Annotated in this window: 29 protein-coding genes; 15 read left to right on the forward strand and 14 right to left on the reverse strand. The window is 53.5% G+C overall.

What is annotated here, in order from left to right; all coding sequences use genetic code 11:
- Positions 1-135: 135 nt before the first annotated feature.
- A complete protein-coding gene (gene dacB, locus GBC03_28135; protein ID QFS73806.1) occupies positions 136-1569 on the forward strand; it encodes a serine-type D-Ala-D-Ala carboxypeptidase in 1434 nt (477 codons plus the stop codon).
- A gap of 93 nt (positions 1570-1662) precedes the next feature.
- Here dacB and cgtA read toward each other — a convergent pair whose 3' ends face one another.
- The 4 genes from cgtA to rplU all read right to left on the reverse strand — a co-directional run bounded on the left by cgtA (position 1663) and on the right by rplU (position 4534).
- Positions 1663-2835, reverse strand: coding sequence for an Obg family GTPase CgtA (gene cgtA, locus GBC03_28140; GenBank protein ID QFS73807.1), 1173 nt, complete (start codon positions 2833-2835; stop codon positions 1663-1665).
- Between the two features lie 15 nt (positions 2836-2850).
- On the reverse strand, positions 2851-3816 hold the full coding sequence (locus GBC03_28145; GenBank protein QFS73808.1) for an EamA family transporter: 966 nt from the start codon (positions 3814-3816) through the stop codon (positions 2851-2853).
- A gap of 129 nt (positions 3817-3945) precedes the next feature.
- Positions 3946-4203 carry a 50S ribosomal protein L27 gene (locus GBC03_28150; protein ID QFS73809.1) on the reverse strand — a complete coding sequence of 86 codons (258 nt, stop codon included), beginning with the start codon at positions 4201-4203 and terminating at the stop codon, positions 3946-3948.
- A 19-nt stretch (positions 4204-4222) separates the two neighbouring features.
- On the reverse strand, positions 4223-4534 hold the full coding sequence (gene rplU / locus GBC03_28155) for a 50S ribosomal protein L21 (protein ID QFS73810.1): 312 nt from the start codon (positions 4532-4534) through the stop codon (positions 4223-4225).
- A 257-nt stretch (positions 4535-4791) separates the two neighbouring features.
- On the opposite strand from rplU, the gene ispB reads away from it, so the two are divergent.
- Positions 4792-5763: an octaprenyl diphosphate synthase gene (gene ispB / locus GBC03_28160; protein QFS73811.1), complete on the forward strand. Its 972-nt coding sequence runs from the start codon at positions 4792-4794 to the stop codon at positions 5761-5763.
- Positions 5764-5990: 227 nt separating this feature from the next.
- Positions 5991-6278: a DNA-binding transcriptional regulator SfsB gene (gene sfsB, locus GBC03_28165; protein QFS73812.1), complete on the forward strand. Its 288-nt coding sequence runs from the start codon at positions 5991-5993 to the stop codon at positions 6276-6278.
- A gap of 54 nt (positions 6279-6332) precedes the next feature.
- Here the strand turns inward: sfsB and murA are convergent, their stop codons facing one another.
- From murA to mlaF, 7 genes are all read right to left on the reverse strand, one after another.
- Entirely contained in the window at positions 6333-7592 is a 1260-nt protein-coding gene (gene murA, locus GBC03_28170) for a UDP-N-acetylglucosamine 1-carboxyvinyltransferase (protein ID QFS73813.1), read from the reverse strand.
- A gap of 52 nt (positions 7593-7644) precedes the next feature.
- Entirely contained in the window at positions 7645-7899 is a 255-nt protein-coding gene (gene ibaG, locus GBC03_28175) for a BolA family iron metabolism protein IbaG (GenBank protein QFS73814.1), read from the reverse strand.
- Positions 7900-8022: 123 nt separating this feature from the next.
- A complete protein-coding gene (gene mlaB / locus GBC03_28180) occupies positions 8023-8319 on the reverse strand; it encodes a lipid asymmetry maintenance protein MlaB (protein ID QFS73815.1) in 297 nt (98 codons plus the stop codon).
- Entirely contained in the window at positions 8320-8955 is a 636-nt protein-coding gene (gene mlaC, locus GBC03_28185) for a phospholipid-binding protein MlaC (GenBank protein ID QFS73816.1), read from the reverse strand.
- 18 nt (positions 8956-8973) lie between these two features.
- Positions 8974-9531 carry an outer membrane lipid asymmetry maintenance protein MlaD gene (gene mlaD / locus GBC03_28190; GenBank protein QFS73817.1) on the reverse strand — a complete coding sequence of 186 codons (558 nt, stop codon included), beginning with the start codon at positions 9529-9531 and terminating at the stop codon, positions 8974-8976.
- 4 nt (positions 9532-9535) lie between these two features.
- Positions 9536-10318 (reverse strand): lipid asymmetry maintenance ABC transporter permease subunit MlaE, encoded by a 783-nt coding sequence (mlaE, locus tag GBC03_28195; protein QFS73818.1) that lies wholly within the window; start codon positions 10316-10318, stop codon positions 9536-9538.
- A gap of 7 nt (positions 10319-10325) precedes the next feature.
- Positions 10326-11138, reverse strand: coding sequence for a phospholipid ABC transporter ATP-binding protein MlaF (mlaF, locus tag GBC03_28200; protein QFS73819.1), 813 nt, complete (start codon positions 11136-11138; stop codon positions 10326-10328).
- Between the two features lie 208 nt (positions 11139-11346).
- Here mlaF and GBC03_28205 point away from each other — a divergent pair, with 208 nt between their 5' ends.
- The 12 genes from GBC03_28205 to yrbL all read left to right on the forward strand — a co-directional run bounded on the left by GBC03_28205 (position 11347) and on the right by yrbL (position 20125).
- Positions 11347-12324 (forward strand): calcium/sodium antiporter, encoded by a 978-nt coding sequence (locus GBC03_28205; GenBank protein ID QFS73820.1) that lies wholly within the window; start codon positions 11347-11349, stop codon positions 12322-12324.
- 14 nt (positions 12325-12338) lie between these two features.
- Complete coding sequence (kdsD, locus tag GBC03_28210) at positions 12339-13325, forward strand: arabinose-5-phosphate isomerase KdsD (GenBank protein ID QFS73821.1); 987 nt, start codon at positions 12339-12341, stop codon at positions 13323-13325.
- 20 nt (positions 13326-13345) lie between these two features.
- Positions 13346-13912, forward strand: coding sequence for a 3-deoxy-manno-octulosonate-8-phosphatase KdsC (gene kdsC, locus GBC03_28215; GenBank protein QFS73822.1), 567 nt, complete (start codon positions 13346-13348; stop codon positions 13910-13912).
- A complete protein-coding gene (gene lptC / locus GBC03_28220; GenBank protein ID QFS73823.1) occupies positions 13909-14484 on the forward strand; it encodes an LPS export ABC transporter periplasmic protein LptC in 576 nt (191 codons plus the stop codon). Before kdsC ends, lptC begins: the two co-directional genes overlap by 4 nt.
- Positions 14453-15007, forward strand: coding sequence for a lipopolysaccharide ABC transporter substrate-binding protein LptA (lptA, locus tag GBC03_28225; GenBank protein ID QFS73824.1), 555 nt, complete (start codon positions 14453-14455; stop codon positions 15005-15007). Before lptC ends, lptA begins: the two co-directional genes overlap by 32 nt.
- A 6-nt stretch (positions 15008-15013) precedes the next feature.
- On the forward strand, positions 15014-15739 hold the full coding sequence (lptB, locus tag GBC03_28230) for an LPS export ABC transporter ATP-binding protein (GenBank protein ID QFS73825.1): 726 nt from the start codon (positions 15014-15016) through the stop codon (positions 15737-15739).
- A gap of 47 nt (positions 15740-15786) precedes the next feature.
- Positions 15787-17220 carry an RNA polymerase factor sigma-54 gene (gene rpoN / locus GBC03_28235; protein QFS73826.1) on the forward strand — a complete coding sequence of 478 codons (1434 nt, stop codon included), beginning with the start codon at positions 15787-15789 and terminating at the stop codon, positions 17218-17220.
- Between the two features lie 22 nt (positions 17221-17242).
- Positions 17243-17530: a ribosome hibernation promoting factor gene (locus tag GBC03_28240; GenBank protein QFS73827.1), complete on the forward strand. Its 288-nt coding sequence runs from the start codon at positions 17243-17245 to the stop codon at positions 17528-17530.
- Between the two features lie 115 nt (positions 17531-17645).
- Positions 17646-18137, forward strand: coding sequence for a PTS IIA-like nitrogen regulatory protein PtsN (gene ptsN / locus GBC03_28245; GenBank protein QFS73828.1), 492 nt, complete (start codon positions 17646-17648; stop codon positions 18135-18137).
- Positions 18138-18170: 33 nt separating this feature from the next.
- A complete protein-coding gene (rapZ, locus tag GBC03_28250) occupies positions 18171-19025 on the forward strand; it encodes an RNase adapter RapZ (GenBank protein ID QFS73829.1) in 855 nt (284 codons plus the stop codon).
- Positions 19022-19294, forward strand: coding sequence for a PTS phosphocarrier protein NPr (npr, locus tag GBC03_28255; protein ID QFS73830.1), 273 nt, complete (start codon positions 19022-19024; stop codon positions 19292-19294). The genes rapZ and npr overlap by 4 nt, the downstream gene beginning before the upstream one ends.
- A 198-nt stretch (positions 19295-19492) precedes the next feature.
- Complete coding sequence (gene yrbL / locus GBC03_28260) at positions 19493-20125, forward strand: PhoP regulatory network protein YrbL (GenBank protein QFS73831.1); 633 nt, start codon at positions 19493-19495, stop codon at positions 20123-20125.
- On the opposite strand, the gene mtgA is transcribed toward yrbL, so the two are convergent.
- The 3 genes from mtgA to arcB all read right to left on the reverse strand — a co-directional run bounded on the left by mtgA (position 20122) and on the right by arcB (position 24056).
- Positions 20122-20841 (reverse strand): monofunctional biosynthetic peptidoglycan transglycosylase, encoded by a 720-nt coding sequence (mtgA, locus tag GBC03_28265; GenBank protein ID QFS73832.1) that lies wholly within the window; start codon positions 20839-20841, stop codon positions 20122-20124. The two genes, yrbL and mtgA, sit on opposite strands and share 4 nt — an antisense overlap.
- Entirely contained in the window at positions 20838-21491 is a 654-nt protein-coding gene (gene elbB, locus GBC03_28270) for an isoprenoid biosynthesis glyoxalase ElbB (protein ID QFS73833.1), read from the reverse strand. Before elbB ends, mtgA begins: the two co-directional genes overlap by 4 nt.
- Before the next feature lie 228 nt (positions 21492-21719).
- The gene (gene arcB, locus GBC03_28275; protein QFS73834.1) at positions 21720-24056 is read right to left on the reverse strand and encodes an aerobic respiration two-component sensor histidine kinase ArcB; all 2337 of its coding nucleotides are present in this window, start codon (positions 24054-24056) and stop codon (positions 21720-21722) included.
- Between the last annotated feature and the right edge of the window lie 35 nt (positions 24057-24091).

The raw sequence follows: 24091 nt of genomic DNA on the forward strand, positions 1-24091 counted from the left end.
AAGCAAGGTCCAGGTCAGCTACAATTCTTAATTTGATGTTCATTTTACCCTGGAGTTCCCTATGGGTCATCGTTTACTTTGCAGGGCATTGCGCCGTAGTATGACGGCTTGTTTCCAGGTTGTTAGCGCGAGATTATGCGATTTCCCAGATTTATCATCGGATTGACTACCAGCGTAGCGTTCAGCGTCCAGGCCGCGAACGTTGACGAGTACATCAACCAGCTCCCTGCCGGAGCCAACCTTGCACTCATGGTCCAGAAGGTCGGCGCCCCGACCCCCGCGATTGATTATCATAGTCAGCAAATGGCGCTTCCTGCCAGTACGCAGAAAGTGATCACCGCGCTGGCGGCCTTAATTCAGCTCGGCCCTGACTTCCGCTTTACTACCACGCTGGAGACCAAAGGCAGCGTCGATGAGGGCGTGCTGAAAGGCGACTTAGTTGCGCGATTTGGTGCCGATCCGACGCTAAAACGCCAGGATATTCGGAATATGGTGGCGAACCTGAAAAAATCAGGCGTCACGGAAATTACCGGAAACGTCCTTATTGATACCTCTGTTTTTGCCAGCCACGATAAAGCGCCAGGGTGGCCCTGGAACGACATGACCCAGTGTTTCAGCGCGCCGCCAGCGGCCGCGATTGTCGACAGGAACTGCTTCTCAATTTCGCTCTACAGCGCGCAAAAAGCGAACGATTTGGCCTATATTCGCGTGGCGTCTTACTACCCTGTCACCATGTTCAGCCAGGTTCGCACCCTCGCGCGCGGCTCGGCAGAGGCGCAATATTGTGAGCTGGACGTGGTTCCGGGCGATTTAAACCGCTTCACGCTGACCGGTTGTCTGCCGCAGCGTGCTGACCCTCTCCCACTGGCATTTGCCATTCAGGACGGTGCAAGTTATGCCGGGGCGATCCTGAAAGATGAGTTAAAACAAGCCGGTATCAGCTATGGCGGGACATTATTGCGCCAGACGCAGGTCAACGAACCGGGTACCGTTGTGGCAAGCAAGCAGTCTGCGCCACTGCACGATCTGCTTAAGATTATGCTGAAAAAGTCGGACAATATGATTGCCGATACCGTCTTCAGGATGATTGGTCACGCGCGATTTAACGTGCCGGGAACGTGGCGTGCAGGCTCCGATGCCGTGCGGCAGATCCTGCGCCAGCAAGCGGGAGTGGATATTGGCAACACAATTATCGCCGACGGCTCCGGTCTGTCGCGCCATAACCTGATTGCCCCTGCCACCATGATGCAGGTGCTGCAATACATCGCACAGCACGACAACGAACTGAACTTCATCTCAATGCTACCGCTGGCGGGCTATGATGGCTCTCTGCAGTACCGTGCGGGTCTGCATCAGGCGGGCGTCGACGGTAAGGTCTCGGCGAAGACGGGGTCGTTGCAGGGTGTGTACAACCTGGCGGGCTTTATTACCACCGCAAGCGGGCAGCGGATGGCGTTTGTGCAGTATCTGTCGGGTTATGCAGTAGAACCTGCCGATCAACGTAACCGTCGCATTCCGCTGGTTCGCTTTGAAAGCCGGTTGTACAAAGATATTTATCAGAATAACTAGGTGGGTATTTTGCCGGATGGCGCTAGCGCTTATCCGGCCTACAGATGATGTATGCCCGGTAAGCGCTAGCGCCACCGGGCATTGAAACGGGGATTAACGCTTATAGATGAACTCGACGCCTTCTTCGTCGTCTTCGTCCCAGTCGTCATCCCAGTCGTCTTCTGCTTCTTCTTCCACTTCCGCGATTTGCTGGCGATGATAATCATCCCACATGAACTCGACTTTCTCTGGCTGCTTCGCTTCTTCCGCCTGAGTAATCGGGTTCTCGATGATAAAGGTCATCACATCCCAGCAGAGATCCTTCACGCCCAACTGGCTGGCGGCAGAGATCAGATAATATTTATCTTCCCAGCCCAGCGCCTGCGCGATGGCTTTGGCTTTCTCTTCCGCTTCGGCTTTATCCAGCAAATCGATCTTGTTGAACACTAACCAGCGCGGTTTGGCAGCCAGATCCTGACTGTATTTTTCCAGTTCACCAATGATGATCCGCGCATTCTCAACCGGATCGGAACCGTCGATCGGATCGATATCAATGAGGTGCAGCAGTACGCGGCAACGTTCAAGGTGTTTCAGGAAGCGAATCCCCAGACCGGCACCTTCCGCAGCACCTTCAATCAGCCCCGGGATGTCCGCGACCACGAAGCTCTTTTCGTTATCCATACGGACAACGCCAAGACTTGGCACCAACGTAGTAAACGGATAATCCGCTACTTTAGGTTTCGCCGCAGAGACCGCGCGGATAAAGGTTGATTTACCGGCATTTGGCATCCCCAGCATGCCCACATCCGCCAGCAGCATCAACTCCAGCAACAGGTCACGCTTGTCACCCGGCGTCCCCATCGTTTTCTGACGCGGTGTGCGGTTGACTGAAGATTTAAAACGGGTGTTACCCAGACCGTGCCAGCCGCCTTTTGCGACCATCAGACGCTGACCGTGTTTGGTCATGTCCCCCATGGTTTCGCCCGTGCCCTGGTCTATCACACGCGTACCTACCGGTACTTTAATGGTGACATCTTTCCCTCGTTTACCGGTACAGTCACGGCTGGCGCCATTCTGACCACGCTCTGCGCGGAAAGATTTCTCAAAACGGTAGTCGATCAGAGTGTTCAGGTTTTCGTCGGCTTCCATCCAGACGTCGCCACCATCACCACCGTCCCCGCCGTCCGGGCCGCCTTTCGGGATATATTTCTCACGGCGGAAGCTAACGCAACCATTACCGCCATCGCCTGCAACGACCAGAATCGTTGCTTCATCAACAAACTTCATTTTACTCTCCGTAAATCATTCGCCTGAGCGGGGCTGCGATACCACCGATTCATGCTTACGTAATCCGCCCCAAATACGATGACCAATGGCGGAGTACATCGCGCCCGCAACCACGACAAACGCACCGAGATAACCTAGAAGGTTTAACATCGGTCTGGCGAAGAAATCGGGCCAGGCCATAGATAAAAGATCTGAAAATAACAGCGTAAACAGCGGGGTGAGCGTGATTAATGCGCTCACCTGAGCTGCCTGCCAACGCGCCATCGCTTCCGCCAGGGCGCCATATCCTACCAGCGTATTCAGCCCACAAAAAATCAAACAGGCAAGCTGCCAGTCACTGAGCTGGGCTATTACGCCGGGCTTTGCCAGTGGCAACAGCGCTATCGTACATAAAGTGTACAGTAAAAACAGGATCTGCGGTGATGCCAGACGCCGCAATAACACCTTTTGCGCGACGCCATAACTGACCCAGACCATGGCCGCACCGACGCCAAAAATAACACCCCAGGTGTAATCGGTCAGTTTGGTAAAAATTTCTATCAGACTGGTGTTGAAGAACATCACCAGCCCGCTTAACAGCATTATCGCGCCAACAATCTGCGTACCGCGCATCTTCTCTTTAAGGATAAATACGCTCGCGACCATCATACCCACTGGCGACAGTTGACCAATCACCTGCGAAGCCGTCGGGCTTAAATACTGCAGGGAAGAGCTGAACAGGATGAAGTTCCCAAAGAGTCCAGCGGTGGCAATCGCCAACAGGATCAGCCAGCGCGACTTGCGAAAAATTCGCAGCGGCGGAAGCCTGCGCTTCGCGGTCAGAATCGCCCCGAGGCCAACGCTCGCGATTAAAAAACGGTAAAACACGATGGTAGAAGGTTCCATCACCTCCAGCACCTGCTTCATAGCAATTGGCAAAGCCCCCCAACACACTGCGGTTGTGAGCGCCAAAAGAATACCAATGCCAGCCTGCTGCTTCATGCCCGTTTTCCCTGCAAGGGCTCGTTATCCGGTACAAAGCGGTTTCACGAGCATATTTACCGGTCGTCGAATGTAAAAAGCCCCGCAACAGGGTGCGGGGCTTTTATCCGTTACCGGACCACGAAAAACTTACTCAGCAACGATGCTGATGTATTTACGGTTGTTCGGGCCTTTAACTTCAAATTTCACTTTACCGTCTGCTTTAGCAAACAGAGTGTGGTCACGACCGCAACCTACGTTGGTGCCAGCGTGGAACTTGGTGCCACGTTGACGAACGATGATGCTACCCGCCAGAACGGATTCGCCACCGAAACGCTTAACGCCCAGGCGTTTAGCTTCTGAATCGCGACCGTTACGAGTTGAGCCGCCAGCCTTTTTATGTGCCATTTAAATCTCTCCTCAGGTCTTAGGCGCTGATGCCAGTAATTTTCACATCAGTGAACCACTGACGATGGCCCTGCTGCTTACGATAGTGTTTACGACGACGAAACTTAACGATTTTAACTTTCTCGCCACGACCGTGAGCAACAACTTCAGCTTTGATTACGCCGCCATCAACGAAAGGAACGCCGATTTTGACTTCTTCACCGTTTGCGATCATCAGAACTTCAGCGAATTCGATAGATTCGCCAGTTGCGATGTCCAGCTTTTCCAGGCGAACGGTCTGACCTTCGCTTACTCGGTGTTGTTTACCACCACTTTGGAAAACCGCGTACATAAAAAACTCCGCTTCCGCGCACACCTTTCAATGATTCAGAGTGCGCTATAAATATTCACAATAGGGCGCGAATATTACGCAAAACGTGAGCCTTTGACAAGTGCTACAGTCAATACATGAAGAAAAAAAACACAACGTGTATGGTAACGTTTATCTGCGGCGTTTTTTCAGTACAATCAGCATATATTTCTAACCCTAAACCCTAAGTTACCTTGCCACATGATGAGGTAAACGGGGCGAAAAGCCCGGCTTTTGCGATGAATTTAGAAAAAATCAATGAGTTAACCGCGCAAGATATGGCGGGTGTCAATGCGACAATCCTTGAACAGCTTAATTCCGACGTCCAACTGATCAATCAGTTAGGCTATTACATTGTGAGCGGTGGCGGTAAACGTATTCGCCCAATGATTGCCGTACTCGCGGCGCGCGCCGTTGGCTATCAGGGACACGCCCATGTCACGATCGCGGCATTGATCGAATTTATCCACACCGCCACCCTGCTTCATGACGATGTGGTGGATGAATCCGATATGCGTCGGGGCAAAGCCACAGCAAACGCTGCATTTGGCAATGCTGCCAGCGTGCTGGTTGGCGATTTTATCTATACCCGAGCTTTCCAGATGATGACCAGCCTCGGCTCACTAAAGGTGCTGGAAGTGATGTCTGAAGCCGTGAACGTCATTGCTGAAGGTGAAGTCCTGCAGTTAATGAACGTTAACGACCCGGACATTACAGAAGAAAGCTATATGCGCGTGATCTACAGTAAGACAGCGCGACTGTTTGAAGCGGCGGCGCAGTGTTCCGGTCTCCTCGCAGGCTGTAGCGAAGCCGAGGAAAAAGGGTTGCAGGACTATGGTCGCTATCTGGGAACGGCTTTCCAGTTGATTGACGATCTGCTGGACTACAACGCCGATGGCGAACAACTTGGCAAAAATGTCGGTGATGACCTGAACGAAGGCAAACCTACGCTACCGCTGCTGCATGCGATGCGTAACGGCACGCCAGAGCAGGCGCAAATGATTCGCCACGCCATTGAACAAGGAAATGGCCGACACCTTCTGGAGCCGGTACTGGACGCGATGAACGCCTGTGGTTCACTGGAATGGACACGCCAGCGCGCAGAAGAAGAGGCTGACAAAGCCATCGCCGCACTGCAGGTACTTCCTGACTCCCAATGGCGCGAGGCGTTGATCGGTCTGGCGCATATTGCCGTACAGCGTGATCGCTAATGACGACGCAATCATCCCGCCACGTCGCGCGGGATGATTCACATAAGTTCCAATAAAACCCGTACAAGCTCACTTCCCCATTGCAACTCACGCAATAAATCTTAATAAATTCTGAATATTCAAACTCTTTACATGAACATATTAGAACATCAATTCTCTGAGCGTATAGTGTCTTTTGCAAATTGATTGTGCAAATCAACGATGAATGACCATGAGCGAGGGGATAAATGGAGAGCAAACTCATTGACTGGCATCCGGCAGATATCATTGCTGGATTACGTAAAAAAGGGACATCAATGGCTGCCGAATCGCGCAGGCATGGATTAAGTTCCTCCACGCTGGCAAACGCCTTAACCCGACCGTGGCCGAAAGGCGAGCTAATCATAGCGAAAGCGCTCGGAACGGAACCCTGGGTTATCTGGCCGTCACGCTACCATGATGCCAGAACACACGAATTCATCGACAGGACGCGTCTGATGCGGGCGGCGCGCCGGGAAAAGCCGGACGTAAAGTAACTCGCGAAACAGTAGCCCCGGCACAGCGCATCGGGGCTACTCAATGACACACAATTATTCGGCTTTCACGCGCTCGATGTTAGCGCCCAGCGCACGCAGTTTATCTTCGATGCGCTCATAACCGCGATCGATATGATAAATACGATCAACGACCGTCGTCCCTTCCGCAATACATCCCGCCAGCACCAGACTGGCAGAAGCACGCAGATCCGTCGCCATCACCTGCGCGCCGGAGAGCTTATCGACACCGTGACAAATCACAGTATTGCTTTCGATTTCCGCATGGGCACCCATACGGCTCAGCTCAGGCACGTGCATAAAGCGGTTTTCAAACACGGTTTCCGTGATGAAGCCAGTCCCTTCCGCCACCAGATTCAACAGCGTGAACTGGGCCTGCATGTCCGTCGGGAATGCCGGATGTGGAGCGGTGCGCACGTTGACCGCTTTCGGACGTTTGCCGTGCATGTCGAGGCTAATCCAGTCTTCACCCACTTCGATATCCGCACCGGCATCGCGCAGTTTCGCCAGAACCGCATCCAGCGTATCCGGCTGCGCGTTACGGCAGATAATTTTGCCACGGGAAATCGCCGCAGCCACCAGGAACGTCCCGGTTTCGATACGGTCTGGCAATACGCGATAAACACCGCCACCCAGGCGTTCTACGCCTTCGATGGTGATACGATCGGTCCCCTGACCGGTAATTTTCGCCCCCAGCGCAATCAGGAAGTTGGCGGTGTCGACAATTTCCGGTTCACGGGCGGCGTTTTCAATGATGGTGGTGCCTTCCGCCAGCGTCGCGGCGCACATGATTGTCACCGTTGCGCCAACGCTGACTTTATCCATGACGATATGCGCGCCCTTCAGACGACCATCAACAGAAGCTTTCACATAGCCTTCTTCCAGCGTGATCGTCGCGCCCAGTTGCTCCAGACCGGTAATATGCAGATCAACCGGACGTGCGCCAATAGTGCAACCGCCAGGCAGTGAAACCTGACCCTGACCAAAACGGGCGACCAACGGCCCCAGCGCCCAAATCGATGCGCGCATGGTTTTCACCAGATCATACGGTGCGCAGAAGACATTAACGTCGCGGGCGTCGATGTGCACGGAACCATTGCGTTCCACTTTCGCACCGAGCTGGCTCAGCAGCTTCATCGAGGTATCAACGTCCTTCAGTTTCGGGACGTTCTGGATCTCTACCGGCTCTTCCGCCAGCAACGCCGCAAAAAGGATCGGCAGAGCGGCGTTTTTCGCGCCAGAAATTGTGACTTCGCCCTGGAGCCGGGTTGGCCCCTGTACACGAAATTTATCCATGATGTTGTTCTCAGTTAAAATTCATCGTCGTTACCGGTGCTTCACCCGTAACTCAAAAACCGTTTAGTTTACGATCGCGCGCCCACTCTGCTGGGGTATACGCTTTGATCGACAGGGCATGAATGCGGTTGTCCGCAATGTATTCCATCAGCGGCGCATAAACCGACTGCTGTTTCTTCACCCGGCTCATGCCGTCAAACATCTCACCCACGGCAATAACCTGAAAGTGACTGCCATCGCCAGAGACGTGGACTTCCTGGAGGGAGAGTGCGTTCATCAGCACGCTCTGAATTTCATTATTTTCCATGGGCTCTTCATTCGTCAGATTGTGAAAACAGCCCAACATCTTAGAGCAAAGTTGCGCTGTCATAAATAAGCAAAAAGCCTCGCGGGTAAATCCAGCGAGGCTATAGATAATAACGTACTGATATCACTGACGCGGGAGCACGTCAGCAGGTAAGTTATAGAGTTCCGCCAGGGTGAAGACTTTGTCGTTCACCCCCGTCAGAGACACGTTGTTGCCCTGCTTTTTCGCCAGACTGATGAGATGGACCAGCAGCGCCAGTCCCCCCGTATCCACTCGGGAAATCTGGCTGAGATCGATGCAGGTCACGCCGGTCATCGCCTCAACGCGCGCATCCCACAAGGGATTCAGCACGTCCTGGTCCAGCTCTCCCACGAGCGCCAGCCTGTCACCGTCACGCATCCAACTGAGTGACTGAGTCATTTACTTCTTCTCTTCCAGCGTGATTTTTTGCTGCGCAATAGATTTCAACTGCGCCGTCAGTCCATCGATCCCTTTAGTACGCAGCAGATCGCTCCACTCGTTCTGTTTGGTGGTGATCATGCTGACGCCTTCAGCGATCATGTCATAGGCCTGCCAGTGACCCGTCTGGGTATTTTTACGCCACTGGAAGTCCAGACGTACCGGAGGACGACCGTTTGGATCGAGAATCGTCACGCGAATAGGAACGATGGTCGCATCACCCAACGGTTGTTCCGGGGCAATCTGATACGTCTGACCGTGATACATTGCCAGCGCCTGGCCGTAGGCCTGTTTCAGGTATTCGCGAAACGCGGCGAAATAGGCATCACGCTGAGCCGGAGTCGCCTCTTTGTAATAACGACCCAGCACCAGCGCGCCGGCGTATTTCACCTGGACATACGGCAGCAGTTCCTGGTCAACCACATCGCGCAGATAGTCCGGATTCGAACGGATTTTCGGCTGTTCGTTTTTCAGGCGGTCGAAGGTTTTCTGCGCCGCTTCATCCATCAACTTGTAAGGGTTGGTCTGATCGGCTGCAATGGCGGTGCTCAGCGGTGCAATCACCAGTAGAGCCACCATCATTAAACGTTTAATCATAATTCGATTCTCCTGAGATTAATTCGTTGTGCCCGCAGGCCCAGTGGCTTCATTATGACCTTCGGTCGGCGCCGATGCATCGCCAGAATTCTTATTGTCATCGCCTTTACTGTTGCTGTTGTAAAGGAACTGACCAATCATATCTTCCAGCACCATCGCGGATTTAGTGTCCTGGATCGTGCCGCCATCCTTGAGGATAGACGTTCCGAGCTCAGGATCTTCAAAACCAACGTTCAGCGCCAGGTACTGTTCCCCCAGCAGACCGGACGTCCGGATGCTCAGTGAACTGGTATCAGGGATGTTGTTATAGCGCTCTTCGATGTCCAGCGTCACACGGGGTAAATAGGTCTTCGGGTCTAAGGAAATATCCGCCACGCGGCCAACCACCACGCCACCGATGCGCACCGGCGAACGCACTTTCAGACCGCCGATATTATCGAATGTCGCGTAAATCGTGTAGGTCGGTTCTGTGCGCATAGAGGTCACGTTGGCCGCCTTCAGGCAGACAAACAGCGCGGCCAGCAATGCGGCTAACAAAAAGATCCCCACCCAAATTTCATTTTTTTTCGTTTGCATGAACTCAATTCCCAAACATCAATGCGGTCAGTACAAAGTCCAGACCCAGAACGGCCAGCGACGAGTGCACAACGGTGCGTGTGGTTGCCCGGCTAATGCCTGCCGAGGTCGGAATCGCATCATACCCATTGAACAATGCAATCCAGGTTACCGTAATGGCGAACACCACGCTTTTAATCAAACAGTTGACCAGATCCAGACGCCAGTCGACGGCATTCTGCATCGCAGACCAGAAGAAACCGGCGTCAATCCCCTTCCAGCTTACGCCGACCAGAGAACCGCCCCAGATCCCTACGGCCACAAACAAAATCGTCAGCAGCGGCAGCGAAATCACGCCCGCCCAGAAACGCGGGGAGATCACCCGACGCAGTGGGTCGACGGCCATCATTTCCATACTGGAAAGCTGCTCCGTGGCGCGCATCAGGCCAATTTCAGCGGTCAGAGCGGAACCCGCACGACCGGCAAACAGCAGCGCGGCGACGACCGGACCGAGTTCACGTAGCAGCGACAGCGCCACTAACATCCCCAGACTGGTTTCCGCACTATAGGTGGTGAGTACCAGATAGCCCTGCAACCCCAGCACCATGCCGATAAACACGCCAGAAACAATAATGATCAGCATCGACAAGACGCCCACATTATAAAGCTGGCGCACCAGCAGCGGCGCGTGTTTACGAAATTCCGGTTTGCCGACCAGCGCATTGAACAACATTAACCCAGCGCGCCCGAACGTTCTGAGGGTTTTAATCCCCTTATGTCCCAGCGTCGCCAGTGCATTTAACAGCATGAGTGGCTTAACTCCCTGTTCCGAGTAAATCAGAGTGATAATCGCCCGCAGGATAGCGGAACGGGACCGGCCCGTCTGCAATGCCATCCAGGAACTGACGTACGCGCGGGTCGTCATTCTCTTGCAGCGCTTGCGCGCTGCCGTGGGCCACAATCTTTTTGTCCGCCATAATATAGGCGTGATCGGCAATGCTCAGAACCTCCGGCACATCGTGAGAGACCACGACGCAGGTCACGCCCAGCGCATTGTTTAATTCTGAAATCAGTTTGACCAGCACGCCCATGGTGATCGGATCCTGACCGACAAACGGTTCATCAAACATGATGAGATCCGGTTCCAGCGCAATGGCGCGCGCTAACGCCGCCCGACGGGCCATCCCTCCGGACAGTTCTGAAGGCATCAGTTTTGCCGCACCGCGCAGACCGACGGCTTCCAGTTTCATCATCACCGTGCTTTTCAATAACGACGGGGGAAGCGTGGTATGTTCGCGTAACGGATATGCCACGTTATCAAACACGTTCATGTCAGTGAACAGCGCCCCTGACTGAAACAGCATACTCATCCGTTTGCGTACCGTGTAGAGGCGCGAGCGAGACATTTCAGGGATGTTCTCACCATCAAACAGGATCTCTCCCTTATCTGGCAGAATTTGTCCGCCGATCAGGCGCAGCAGCGTCGTTTTACCGATCCCCGATGGCCCCATGATCGCGGTGATCTTGCCACGCGGTACGGTCAGAGAGATGTTATCGAAAATGCAGCGATCGCCGCGCGTAAAGCTGACATCGCGCATGTCGACTAAATTCGCCACAGACTGACCCATTGATTCATCCTTCGTGTTGCTTGTTGATCTCAGCATGGCGTGGAATTTAGCCATGAACCCAACATATTTACAGAATATTACCCGCGCTGGTTAGCGAAAGCTGGCATTTGTTTTACTTTTTAGCTGCATAAAGTCAAAATTAAGACTTCGTAACGGTTTCCAGACAATCCCGGTGGACCGGCGAGTATACCTGAAGAAAGGACTTTAGATGCTTTTAGCCACGGCGCTGTTAATTATTGGTTTATTATTGGTCGTCTACGGCGCCGACCGCCTGGTATTTTCCGCGTCAATCCTATGCCGAACCTTCGGGATCCCGCCGCTGATCATTGGTATGACGGTAGTCAGTATAGGCACATCTCTGCCTGAAATTATTGTTTCTGTCGCCGCCTCCCTGCACGGGCAGGTAGATTTAGCCGTTGGCACCGCGCTCGGATCCAACATAACCAACATTTTGTTGATCCTCGGACTTGCCGCGCTGATCCACCCTTTTACCGTGCATTCCGATATTCTACGTCGCGAATTACCGCTAATGTTACTGGTTAGCGTCGTGGCCGGATCCGTACTGTATGACGGACAACTCAGCCGCAGCGATGGTATCTTTCTTTTACTATTAGCCGTGTTATGGCTGTTGTTCATTGTTAAAATCGCCCGTCTCGCTGAGCGTCAGGGCAATGACAGTCTCACGCGGGAGCAGGTTGCTGAATTGCCGCGCGAAGGCGGACTGCCGGTGGCGTTTTTATGGCTGGGCATTGCGCTGATTATCATGCCAATGGCCACCCGAATGGTGGTGGATAACGCCACCGTGATTGCCAATTACTTCGCGATGAGCGAACTGACGATTGGCCTGACGGTAATCGCGATCGGCACCAGCCTGCCTGAACTGGCAACCGCCATCGCGGGCGTGCGCAAAGGTGAGAACGATATCGCGGTGGGCAATATTATCGGCGCGAACATTTTTAACCTCACCATTGTCCTCGGCCTCCCCGCCCTGATTACGCCGGGTGAGGTGAACCCGTTGGCGTTCAGCCGTGACTACAGCGTGATGCTGCTGGTGAGCATCATCTTTGCATTACTTTGCTGGCGGCGTCCCCGCCAGTCCGGTCGCGGCGCGGGCGTGCTGTTGACCGGCGGTTTTATCGTATGGCTGGCGATGTTGTATTGGCTGTCGCCGCTTCTCGTTGGATAACTGGAAACAGACATATGTCGCACTTAGCGTTACAACCGGGTTTTGACTTTCAGCAAGCCGGCAAAGAGGTTCTGGCGATTGAACGTGAAGGCCTGGCGGAACTCGATCAGTACATCAACCAGGATTTCACTCTCGCCTGTGAAAAAATGTTCAATTGCACCGGCAAAGTGGTGGTGATGGGCATGGGGAAATCGGGGCATATTGGCCGCAAAATGGCCGCGACCTTTGCCAGCACCGGTACCTCTTCATTCTTCGTCCATCCGGGTGAAGCCGCCCACGGCGATCTGGGGATGGTGACCTCGCAGGATGTGGTGATTGCCATCTCCAACTCTGGAGAATCCAGCGAGATCGCGGCCCTGATTCCGGTCCTTAAGCGACTGCAGGTTCAGCTTATCTGCATCACCGGTCGACCAGAAAGCAGCATGGCACGTGCTGCGGATGTCCATCTGTGTGTTAAAGTACCGCAAGAAGCCTGCCCGCTTGGACTGGCACCAACGAGCAGCACCACCGCCACGTTAGTGATGGGCGATGCGCTGGCGGTGGCGTTATTAAAGGCGCGCGGCTTTACCGCAGAGGATTTTGCCTTGTCGCATCCGGGCGGTGCGCTGGGGCGTAAACTGCTGCTGCGCGTTAACGATATTATGCATACGGGCGATGAGATCCCGCATGTCACCAAAGATGCCAGTCTGCGCGACGCGCTGCTGGAAATCACCCGCAAGAACCTCGGGATGACCGTGATTTGCGATGATGCGATGAAGATCGACGGTATCTTCACCGACGGTGATTTACGTCGCGTCTTTGATATGGGTGTTGACGTGCGCCAACTCGGTATTGCCGACGTGATGACGCCAGGGGGCATTCGCGTGCGTCCAGGAATTCTGGCGGTCGATGCCCTGAACTTAATGCAGTCCCGCCATATCACCTCCGTGATGGTTGCCGATGGCGACCAGTTACTCGGTGTGTTACATATGCATGATCTCCTGCGTGCAGGCGTTGTGTAGAAATTCAAGGATAAAGAGAAATGAGCAAAGCAGGTGCGTCGCTTGCGACCTGTTATGGACCCGTCAGCGCGGACGTCATCGCCAAAGCAGAGAATATCCGTCTGCTGATTCTTGATGTCGATGGCGTACTGTCGGATGGCCTGATTTATATGGGCAACAACGGTGAAGAACTGAAAGCTTTCAACGTCCGTGACGGTTACGGGATTCGTTGTGCGCTGACGTCTGATATCGACGTCGCCATCATTACCGGACGAAAAGCTAAACTAGTAGAAGATCGGTGTGCCACACTGGGGATCACGCATCTGTATCAGGGGCAGTCGGACAAACTGGTCGCCTTTCACAGTCTGCTGGCAAAACTGGCGATTGCGCCGGAAAACGTGGCCTACGTCGGGGATGATCTGATCGACTGGCCAGTGATGGAAAAAATTGGCCTAAGCATTGCCGTTGCGGATGCGCATCCGTTACTGCTTCCGCGCGCGGATTACGTCACCAAAATCGCGGGCGGACGCGGCGCGGTACGCGAAGTCTGTGATTTACTATTACTGGCGCAGGGTAAGCTTGATGAGGCCAAAGGGCAATCGATATGAGTAAAGCCAGACGTTGGGTTATCATTCTACTGTCGTTGGCCGTGCTGGTGCTGATTGGTATTAACCTGGCCGATAAAGACGACACGGCTCAGGTGGTGGTGAATACGAGCGATCCGACCTACAAGAGCGAGCACACGGACACCGTTGTCTACAGTCCGGAAGGCGCACTGAGCTATCGTTTGATCGCCCAACATGTTGAATATTATTCCGATCAGGCCGTTTCGTGGTTCACGCAACCCGTGTTAACGACGTTTGATAAGGACAAGATCCCGACGTGGTCAATCAAGGCTGATAAAGCCAAACTGACCGAGGATCGAATGCTGTATCTTTATGGTCACGTTGAAGTCAACGCGCTGGTGCCTGACGCTCAACTTCGCAGAATTACCACCGATAACGCGCAGATCAATCTGGTGACGCAGGATGTTACCTCTGAAGACCTTGTCACGTTATACGGAACTACATTTAACTCCAGCGGACTGAAAATGCGCGGCAACTTACGCAGCAAGAACGCCGAGCTGATTGAAAAGGTTAGAACCTCCTATGAAATTCAAAACAAACAAACTCAGCCTTAATCTTGTGCTTGCCAGCTCACTTCTGGCCGCCAGTATTCCGGCGTTCGCCGTCACCGGTGATACCGAACAGCCGATCCACATTGAATCGGACCAGCAGTCTCTGGATATGCAGGGCAACGTCGTGACCTTCACCGGCAATGTCATTGTGACCCAGGGCACCATCAAAATTAACGCCGATAAAGTGGTCGTTACCCGTCCTGGCGGTGAAGAGGGCAAAGAGGTCATTGACGGCTTCGGCAACCCGGCCACCTTCTATCAAATGCAGGACAACGGTAAGCCGGTAAAAGGCCATGCGTCGAAAATGCATTATGAGCTGGCGAAAGATTTTGTCGTGCTCACCGGCAATGCGTACCTGGAACAGCTCGACAGCAACATCACCGGGGACAAAATTACCTATCTGGTGAAAGAGCAGAAAATGCAGGCCTTCAGTGAGAAAGGCAAGCGTGTGACCACTGTTCTGGTTCCGTCGCAGTTGCAGGACAAAAACAAAAACCAGGCCCCGGCTCAGAAGAAGAGTAACTAATTCGCTATGGCAACATTAACTGCAAAGAATCTGGCGAAGGCCTATAAAGGCCGCCGCGTCGTGGAAGATGTCAGCCTGACCGTCAACTCGGGCGAGATTGTCGGTCTGCTTGGGCCAAACGGTGCGGGTAAAACCACCACCTTTTACATGGTCGTCGGTATTGTGCCGCGCGATGCCGGTAACATCATCATTGATGATGAAGACATCAGCCTGCTGCCGCTACATGCCCGCGCACGCCGCGGGATTGGCTATCTGCCACAGGAAGCCTCGATTTTCCGTCGTCTGAGCGTGTTCGACAACCTGATGGCAGTACTGCAAATTCGTGACGATCTCTCTAGCGAACAGCGTGAAGACCGTGCGAACGAGCTGATGGAAGAGTTTCACATTGAGCATCTGCGCGACAACATGGGTCAGTCGCTCTCCGGGGGGGAACGTCGCCGTGTGGAAATCGCCCGCGCGCTGGCCGCCAATCCAAAATTTATCCTGCTGGATGAACCGTTTGCTGGTGTTGACCCCATCTCCGTTATCGATATCAAACGCATTATTGAGCATCTGCGTGACAGCGGCCTCGGCGTGTTGATTACCGACCATAACGTCCGTGAAACGCTGGCCGTGTGTGAACGGGCCTATATCGTGAGCCAGGGACACCTGATTGCGCACGGTACGCCGACAGAAATCCTGCAGGACGAACACGTTAAGCGCGTATACCTTGGGGAAGACTTCAGACTCTGATAGGGTAGAAGTTTGTGACGTCATAGCGGGAGAAGACGACTCTGAACATGAAGCAAGGTTTGCAACTCAGGCTGAGCCAACAACTGGCGATGACGCCGCAACTACAACAGGCGATTCGTCTGTTGCAGTTGTCCACGCTGGAACTGCAGCAGGAACTCCAGCAGGCGCTGGAAAGTAATCCGCTGCTGGAGCAAACCGATCTTCACGACGAAGTTGATACCCACGAAACTCAGGACAGTGAATCGCTGGATACCGCCGACGCCCTCGAACAAAAAGAGATGCCGGAAGAGTTACCGCTCGACGCCAGCTGGGATGAAATCTACACCGCCGGGACGCCATCGGGCACCAGCGGTGACTACATCGACGATGAACTGCCCGTTTACCAGGGAGAAACCACACAGACCCTGCAGGATTATCTGATGTGGCAGGTAGAACTTACCCCGTTCTCCGATACCGACCGCGCGATCGCCACCTCGATTGTTGATGCCGTTGACGACACTGGCTATCTCACCGTTTCGCTGGACGATATCCTCGAAAGCATGGGCAATGAAGAGGTGGGTCTTGACGAGGTTGAAGCCGTTCTCAAACGTATTCAGCGGTTTGATCCTGTTGGCGTGGCGGCAAAAGATCTGCGCGATTGTCTGCTGATCCAGCTCTCGCAGTTCGACAAAGCGACGCCTTTCCTTGAAGAAGCCCGGCAGATCATCAGCGATCATCTCGATCTGCTGGCGAACCACGACTTCCGCACCCTGATGCGCGTCACGCGCCTCAAAGAAGAGGTGCTCAAAGAGGCGGTCAATCTGATTCAGTCGCTCGATCCCCGCCCCGGTCAGTCGATCCAGACCGGTGAGCCAGAATACGTGATCCCGGATGTACTGGTGCGTAAGCATAACGGTCACTGGACGGTCGAGCTCAACGGCGACAGCGTTCCCCGCCTACAGATTAATCAGCACTACGCCGCAATGTGCAGCGGTGGACGCAATGACGCCGACAGCCAGTACATCCGCAGCAATTTGCAGGACGCAAAGTGGTTGATTAAGAGTCTGGAGAGCCGCAACGATACCCTGTTGCGCGTCAGTCGCTGCATCGTTGAACAGCAGCAAGCCTTCTTTGAGCAAGGCGAAGAGTTTATGAAACCGATGGTGCTGGCGGATATCGCCCAGGCCGTTGAGATGCACGAGTCGACCATTTCTCGTGTGACCACGCAGAAGTATCTGCACAGTCCACGCGGCATTTTTGAACTGAAGTATTTTTTCTCCAGCCATGTGAATACCGAGGGGGGTGGCGAAGCTTCCTCCACGGCGATCCGCGCACTGGTGAAGAAGTTGATTGCGGCGGAAAACCCCGCGAAGCCCCTGAGCGACAGCAAGCTAACATCGATATTGTCGGAACAAGGTATCATGGTGGCGCGCCGCACCGTTGCGAAGTACCGAGAGTCTTTATCCATTCCGCCGTCAAACCAGCGCAAACAACTGGTTTGACCCAACCGATAAGGAAGACACTATGCAGCTCAACATCACTGGAAACAACGTCGAGATCACAGAAGCCCTGCGTGACTTTGTGAATACCAAGTTCGCCAAACTCGAACAGTATTTCGACAGGATCAATCAGGTCTATATTGTGTTGAAAGTGGAGAAAGTCACCCACATCTCGGATGCAACACTGCATGTAAACGGTGGCGAAATTCATGCCAGCGCGGAAGGTCAGGATATGTACGCGGCCATTGATGGCCTGATTGATAAGCTGGCAAGACAGCTCACTAAACACAAAGATAAATTGAAACAACACTAATTGTCCGGGCAGTTAGCGGGTGCAGGACGGCCTGTTGTGCAGAACAACAGGCCATTTGTACAGTTAGCGCTCCGAACTTGTCCCGCCGTTGTGGGGCAGGTTCTTAGGTGAAATTATGATAAATAACGATACGTCTCTACAACTGAGCAGTGTACTTAACCAGGAATGTACGCGCAGTGCCGTTCACTGCCAGAGCAAAAAACGCGCGCTGGAAATCATCAGTGAACTGGCGGCAAAACAGCTCAGTTTACCGCCGCAGGTCGTTTTTGAAGCGATCCTGACGCGCGAAAAAATGGGCAGTACCGGCATCGGCAATGGGATCGCCATCCCGCACGGTAAGCTGGAAGAAGATACTCTGCGCGCCGTCGGCGTGTTTGTGCAACTGGAAACGCCAATCGCCTTCGACGCGATTGATAACCAACCCGTTGATCTGCTTTTTGCTCTGCTGGTGCCTGCGGATCAAACCAAAACGCATCTGCATACGTTATCACTGGTGGCTAAGCGCCTGGCGGATAAAACCATCTGCCGTCGGCTGCGCGCCGCACAAAGCGATGAAGAGTTGTATCAAATCATCACTGACACCGAAGGTGGTCAGGATGAAGCGTAACTCCCCTTTTGCCGTGGTGAGGAGAAACAGTACATGGTACTGATGATCGTCAGCGGTCGTTCAGGGTCAGGTAAATCTGTTGCCCTGCGCGCGCTGGAAGATATGGGCTTTTACTGCGTGGATAACCTCCCCGTGGTGCTGTTACCCGATCTGGCTCGTACGCTTGCCGAACGCCAGATTTCGGCAGCGGTCAGCATTGACGTACGCAATATGCCAGAGTCGCCAGAAATTTTTGAGCAGGCAATGAACAACCTGCCCGAGGCGTTCTCGCCGCAGCTGCTGTTTCTTGATGCCGATCGCAACACGTTGATTCGTCGCTATAGCGATACGCGTCGTCTGCACCCCCTCTCCAGCAAAAACCTGTCGCTGGAAAGCGCCATCGATCAGGAAAGCGACCTGCTGGAACCGCTGCGTTCTCGCGCCGACCTGATTGTCGACACCTCAGAAATGTCGGTACATGAACTGGCAGAAATGCTGCGAACTCGCCTGTTGGGTAAACGTGAGCGTGAACTGACCATGGTGTTTGAGTCCTTCGGCTTTAAGCATGGGATCCCCATCGATGCCGATTACGTCTTCGACGTACGCTTCCTGCCGAACCCGCACTGGGACCCGAAACTACGTCCGATGACCGGTCTCGACAAACCCGTTGCCGCCTTCCTCGACAGGCACACAGAAGTACACAATTTTATCTACCAGACTCGCAGCTATCTTGAGCTATGGTTACCCATGCTGGAGACCAACAACCGTAGCTATCTGACCGTTGCTATCGGTTGTACCGGCGGGAAACACCGTTCGGTGTATATTGCAGAACAGCTGGCAGACTACTTCCGCTCACGCGGTAAAAACGTACAGTCACGCCATCGTACGCTGGAAAAACGCAAAACATGACCGTGAAGCAAATTGTTGAAATTACGAATAAGCTGGGCATGCATGCCCGGCCAGCAATGAAGCTCTTTGAATTAATGCAGGGATTTGATGCGGAAGTCCTGCTACGAAATGATGAAGGCACCGAAGCGGAAGCCAACAGCGTCATCGCTTTGCTGATGCTGGACTCCGCCAAAGGCCGACAAATTGAGATCGAAGCCTCGGGTCCGCAAGAAGTCGAAGCGCTGGCCGCCGTCATCGCCCTTTTCAATTCGGGATTCGACGAAGACTAAGCTTTCACGTCCGACGGATAGCTTCACAGAAAACGCCACCCGGCGTTTTTTTATTTTTTACCCCCTTAACTGTACAATTCGTGCGCTTTTTCACTTAAGGATTATCTTAAGAAAACCTTAAGACAAGTCGTTTAGGTTTCATTTAACTTGAGTGTTCATACTGGATTATTGTCAGTAAATATTTCCAGGATATCACTCATGATTCGTTTATCAGCAGAGACTCCCCTGGGCACCGGACGACATCGTAAGTGCTATGCGCATCCGGATGATGCTCAGCGTTGTATTAAGATTGTTTACAACAGTGGCCAGGGCGGCGACAAAGAGACACAGCGCGAGCTGAAGTACTACGCGCACCTCTCTCGCTACCTGAAAGACTGGAGCGGTATCCCGCGCTATTACGGCACGGTAGAGACCGACTGCGGAACGGGTTATGTTTACGATGTGATTGCCGATTACGACGGCAAGCCGTCCATCACTCTCACCGAATTTGCCCGCCAATGTCGTTACGAAGACGACTTTGTCGTGCTACGTCAGATGCTGAAGAAGCTAAAACGCTACCTGCGTGACAACCATATCGTTACCATGACGCTGAAACCACAGAACGTTCTCTGTCACCGTATCAGCGAATCGGAAGTGGTGCCGGTGGTTTGCGATAACATTGGCGAAGGAACGTTGATCCCGCTGGCGACCTGGTCAAAATGGTTCTGCCGTCGTAAGCAGGAAAGATTGTGGCAGCGTTTTATCGCCCAACCGGTCCTGGCCGTCGCGCTGGAAAAAGAAGCCCAACCGAAAGAACGCGGCGGATTGTCGCTCTCTTCGCGCGAGGCTTAATGCAGGTGATGGCGGGTCATAAATGACTCCCCGCCCAACTGCCGCATTTGACGCAGTATCCACGCCTGACGGCTACGCACATAGCCTGAGGGCGCGGCGGCCTTAAAGCGCAGAGGATTGGGCAACACAGCAGCAAGCAGCGCCGCTTCTGACTGGGTTAATCGGCTGGCCGGTTTGCCAAAATAGCGCTGCGCCGCGGCTTCCACGCCAAATACGCCATCACCAAATTCCGCGATATTCAGGTAAACGGTGAGGATCCGTTTCTTACTCCAGACGGTCTCAACGCCGACCGTAAGCCCGGCCTCAAGTCCTTTGCGTAGCCAACTGCGCCCATCCCAGAGAAAGAGATTCTTAACGGTCTGCTGTGACAACGTCGAGGCACCGCGAATGCGGTTTTCATTACGTTCGTTATGTGACAACGCCTTCTCGATGGCGGCGACGTCAAAGCCCCAGTGGTCCGGGAAGGTCTGGTCTTCTGCGGCAATCACCGCGAGTCCCATCCACGGTGAGATCTCATCCATGCTCACCCAGTCGGAATGGGCAACATAGCCAAAATCGCCCTGTAGCCAGGCGCCTACCTGTCGCTCGACCATCACCGCCGAAAAGGGAACAGGCACCACGCTGAACAACGCAATGCCACCTCCCCAGAACACAGCAAGGACGATCGCGACACGCCACATCACCCGCCGCAGAAAGACGAAAACTCCTTTTTTCATTCCGCCAGAACCAGCACGCGTGATACCAGTTTTTCGATACCCATTGCCGCCTGAGCGATATCCTGCGCCAGCATATAGGCAGGCGTAGTGACGATTTTATTGTCTTCATCAACGACGATATCGTCGACCGGGCACGGTACATGCTCCGCCCCCATCTCTTCCAGCACTTCTGCCGTATCAATATCGGTCCCGATAGTCAAACGCAGCGGGAAGTCGAAGATTTTCGGCAGCATTGCCGGGGCGATGCACATAAAACCCAGCGGCTTACCAGACTGGTGCATCGCCAACGCGAGCCCGGCTAAATCCGGATCAACCCGGCATTCGCTGCCCTGACTGGCGAAGTTGCTCAAATTTTTAGCCGCGCCGAAACCACCGGGAACAATCAGCGCATCCAGGTCCGTCGAGACGGCCTGAGAAAGTGGACGAATATTGCCACGCGTAATACGAGCCGCTTCAATCAGCACATTGCGGGTTTCCGCCATCGGTTCGCCCGTCAGATGATTAATGACATCAACCTGCGCTTTGTCGGGCGCGAAGCAGACGGCCTGCGCACCGCTGCGGGCAATAGCCAGCAACGTCAGTACGGCTTCATGAATTTCAGCACCGTCATACACACCGCATCCACTAAGAACTACGCCAATTTTTTTCATTCAAATGTCCTTTTCACCACTTTCTGCAGCACATTAATAATTGTGATTAAAATGCTACGCTTCACACATTTAACTGATTCATGTAACAAAGCATTTAAGATTTGCTATCTTAACTGCGTGCGGCCCGAATTTAAGCGCTGCGCCTTTTAAATCACAATTATAACTTACGGCGCAGCCACGATTTCCCTGGTGTTGGCGCAGTATTCGCGCACCCCGGTCAAGCCGGGGTCATTTTTTTCCAGCGTTTGCCACCCAGGCTTTTAACACCGCAACGTCGTGTTGCCACTCCTGCTTCATCTCTTCAATCCATTCGCCCACGTTATCTTCCCATGCAGGAAGATCGGGTGACTGGATCTGCTGCCCCAGTTGTTGCAGATGACGAAGGCCAACAGAACCAGCAGCCCCTTTAATTTTGTGCCCTTCTTCAACCACACCTTTCTTATCACGCGCGGTCAGATTGGATTCCAGAACGCTTAAATAGCCTGGCATCATCTTCTCGAAGACTGCCAGCCCATCGGTAATCAGTTTCGGCCCCACCAGCTCTATGTACTGTTCCAGCATCGGAATATCTAATAGCGCTTGCGATTTACTGCTCTCTTCAGATTTCACCGTGCACTCCTCTTCGTCTTGGGTATCCCAGTACTTCTTAATCATGGCGGTTAACGCCGGTACCGATAGCGGCTTGCTCAGCACGTCATCCATACCCGCATCCAGATACTCTTTTTTATCTTTCAGGACGTTCGCCGTAAGCGCCACCAGTGGCGGCAGATCTTCACGCGTATAGCGCTGGGTTAGTTCGCGCGAAATATCGAGGCCGGTCATATCCGGCAACTGAATATCCAGCAACACCAGGTCATACTCACCCGGCGTGAACATCTCCAGCGCCGCTTTCCCGGTCATGGCGACATCCACGCTGTTGCCGAGTTTTTCCAGCACCGAGCGTGCCACAATGACGTTCAGTTCGATATCTTCCACCAGCAGGACGTTCAATGCCGGCAGCGGCAAATCATCATCCTCAAATGCATCTTCAACTTCTTCCGCCACCGCAGGCGCATTGACGGTCAAGGTAAAGATCGAGCCTTTGCCGGGCTGACTTACCACGGTGATATCCCCACCCATGTTTTTTGCCAGACGTCGCGAGACCGCCAGACCGATGCCCGTACCGGTCGCCGGTTTTCCGCCGTGGCTGTCTTTCACCTGATAATACATGGCGAAGATTTTATCCTGCTCATCCTGCGGAATGCCGATGCCGGAGTCTTCCACTTCAAAGTGCAGAATGCCGCCTGCGTCGTAACGTACGCGCACGGTCACCTGACCCTGCTGGGTAAATTTCACTGCGTTGCTGATAAGGTTCCACAGGATCTGCCGCAGACGCGTTCCGTCGGTCACGACTTTATGCGGCAGCGGCAAGGTCGGGTCGAGCACAAAACGCAATCCTTTCTGCTGCACCTGCAGGCCAGAGAGGTTCTCCAGATCGGCCAGGAAGCTGGTGAAATCCACCGGCTGGTTATCCAGTTGAACTTTGCGCCGCTCCATCTTATCCATATCAATGATATCGTTGAAGATATTCCCCAACGTCACGGCGGAGACATGGATAGTTTTCAGGTATTTTTCCTGCTCGGTCGTCAGTTCAGTATCCAGCAGAATACGGCTCAGGCCGACAATTCCGTTCAGCGGCGTACGCAGTTCGTGACTGATGGTGGAGATAAAGGTCGTTTTATCGCGACTGGCGCGTTCAAGTGCATCCTGATAGCGCTTGCGCTCGGTAATATCACGACCAAATCCCATCAGGCCATGACGTTTACCCACGCGATCGTAATAAGGTACTTTGCGGATTTCAAAACAGGCTTTGCGCCCGTCCGGATAATCGAGCCATTGCTCATAGGTCAGCGACACATTATGGCGGAAGACTTTTTCGTCGGTCTCAATGACCTTTTCGGCCGCTTCCGGCGAGTACACATCGGCAGGCTTTAAATGCACCAGCTGCTTTTCGCTTTTGCCGGTGAGCAATTCCATCGCCCGGTTACAGCCGGAAAACTCTTTATCTTCATTGCGATAAAAAACCAGATCTGGCGAGGCATCCAGAAAGGAACGTAAGAAAGAGGATTGCTGTTCAAGCTGAATCTGCGCCTCTTCGCGCTCTTTGATCTCAACTTTGAGCTGTTCAAACGTTGACTGGCGTTCCGCCTCCGCCTTTTCGCGGTCGGCAATCTCCTGATTCAACTGCGAAATATTATCTTTCAGTTGGACGTTAAGCTTGAGGTCGCGTTCGCGCATCTCTTCCAGCTTTTGCACCAGTCGGGATAACCGCTGACGGGACTCCTCCAGTTGCTCCACCACCACCGACAAAAAATAGACCGCCCAGGGGGTGATTAACAAACCAAAGAAAATGGAGCGAATGACATCGATCTGTTCGACCCGACCATGCAGCACCATGGTGACCGCCATCTGCACCACAATTGCCAGCACAACGAGCGCTAACGCCAGCAACAGCGAAAAGCGCACCAGACCCAATTTCATCATCAGGTCCACATAGTACTGCGCCAGCATACGAATTTGCTTCATCAGGGATTTCCTTTACGACAACCTGGCACAATAAT

It is taken from the genome of Citrobacter telavivensis (assembly GCA_009363175.1).
Classification (GTDB): domain Bacteria; phylum Pseudomonadota; class Gammaproteobacteria; order Enterobacterales; family Enterobacteriaceae; genus Citrobacter_A; species Citrobacter_A telavivensis.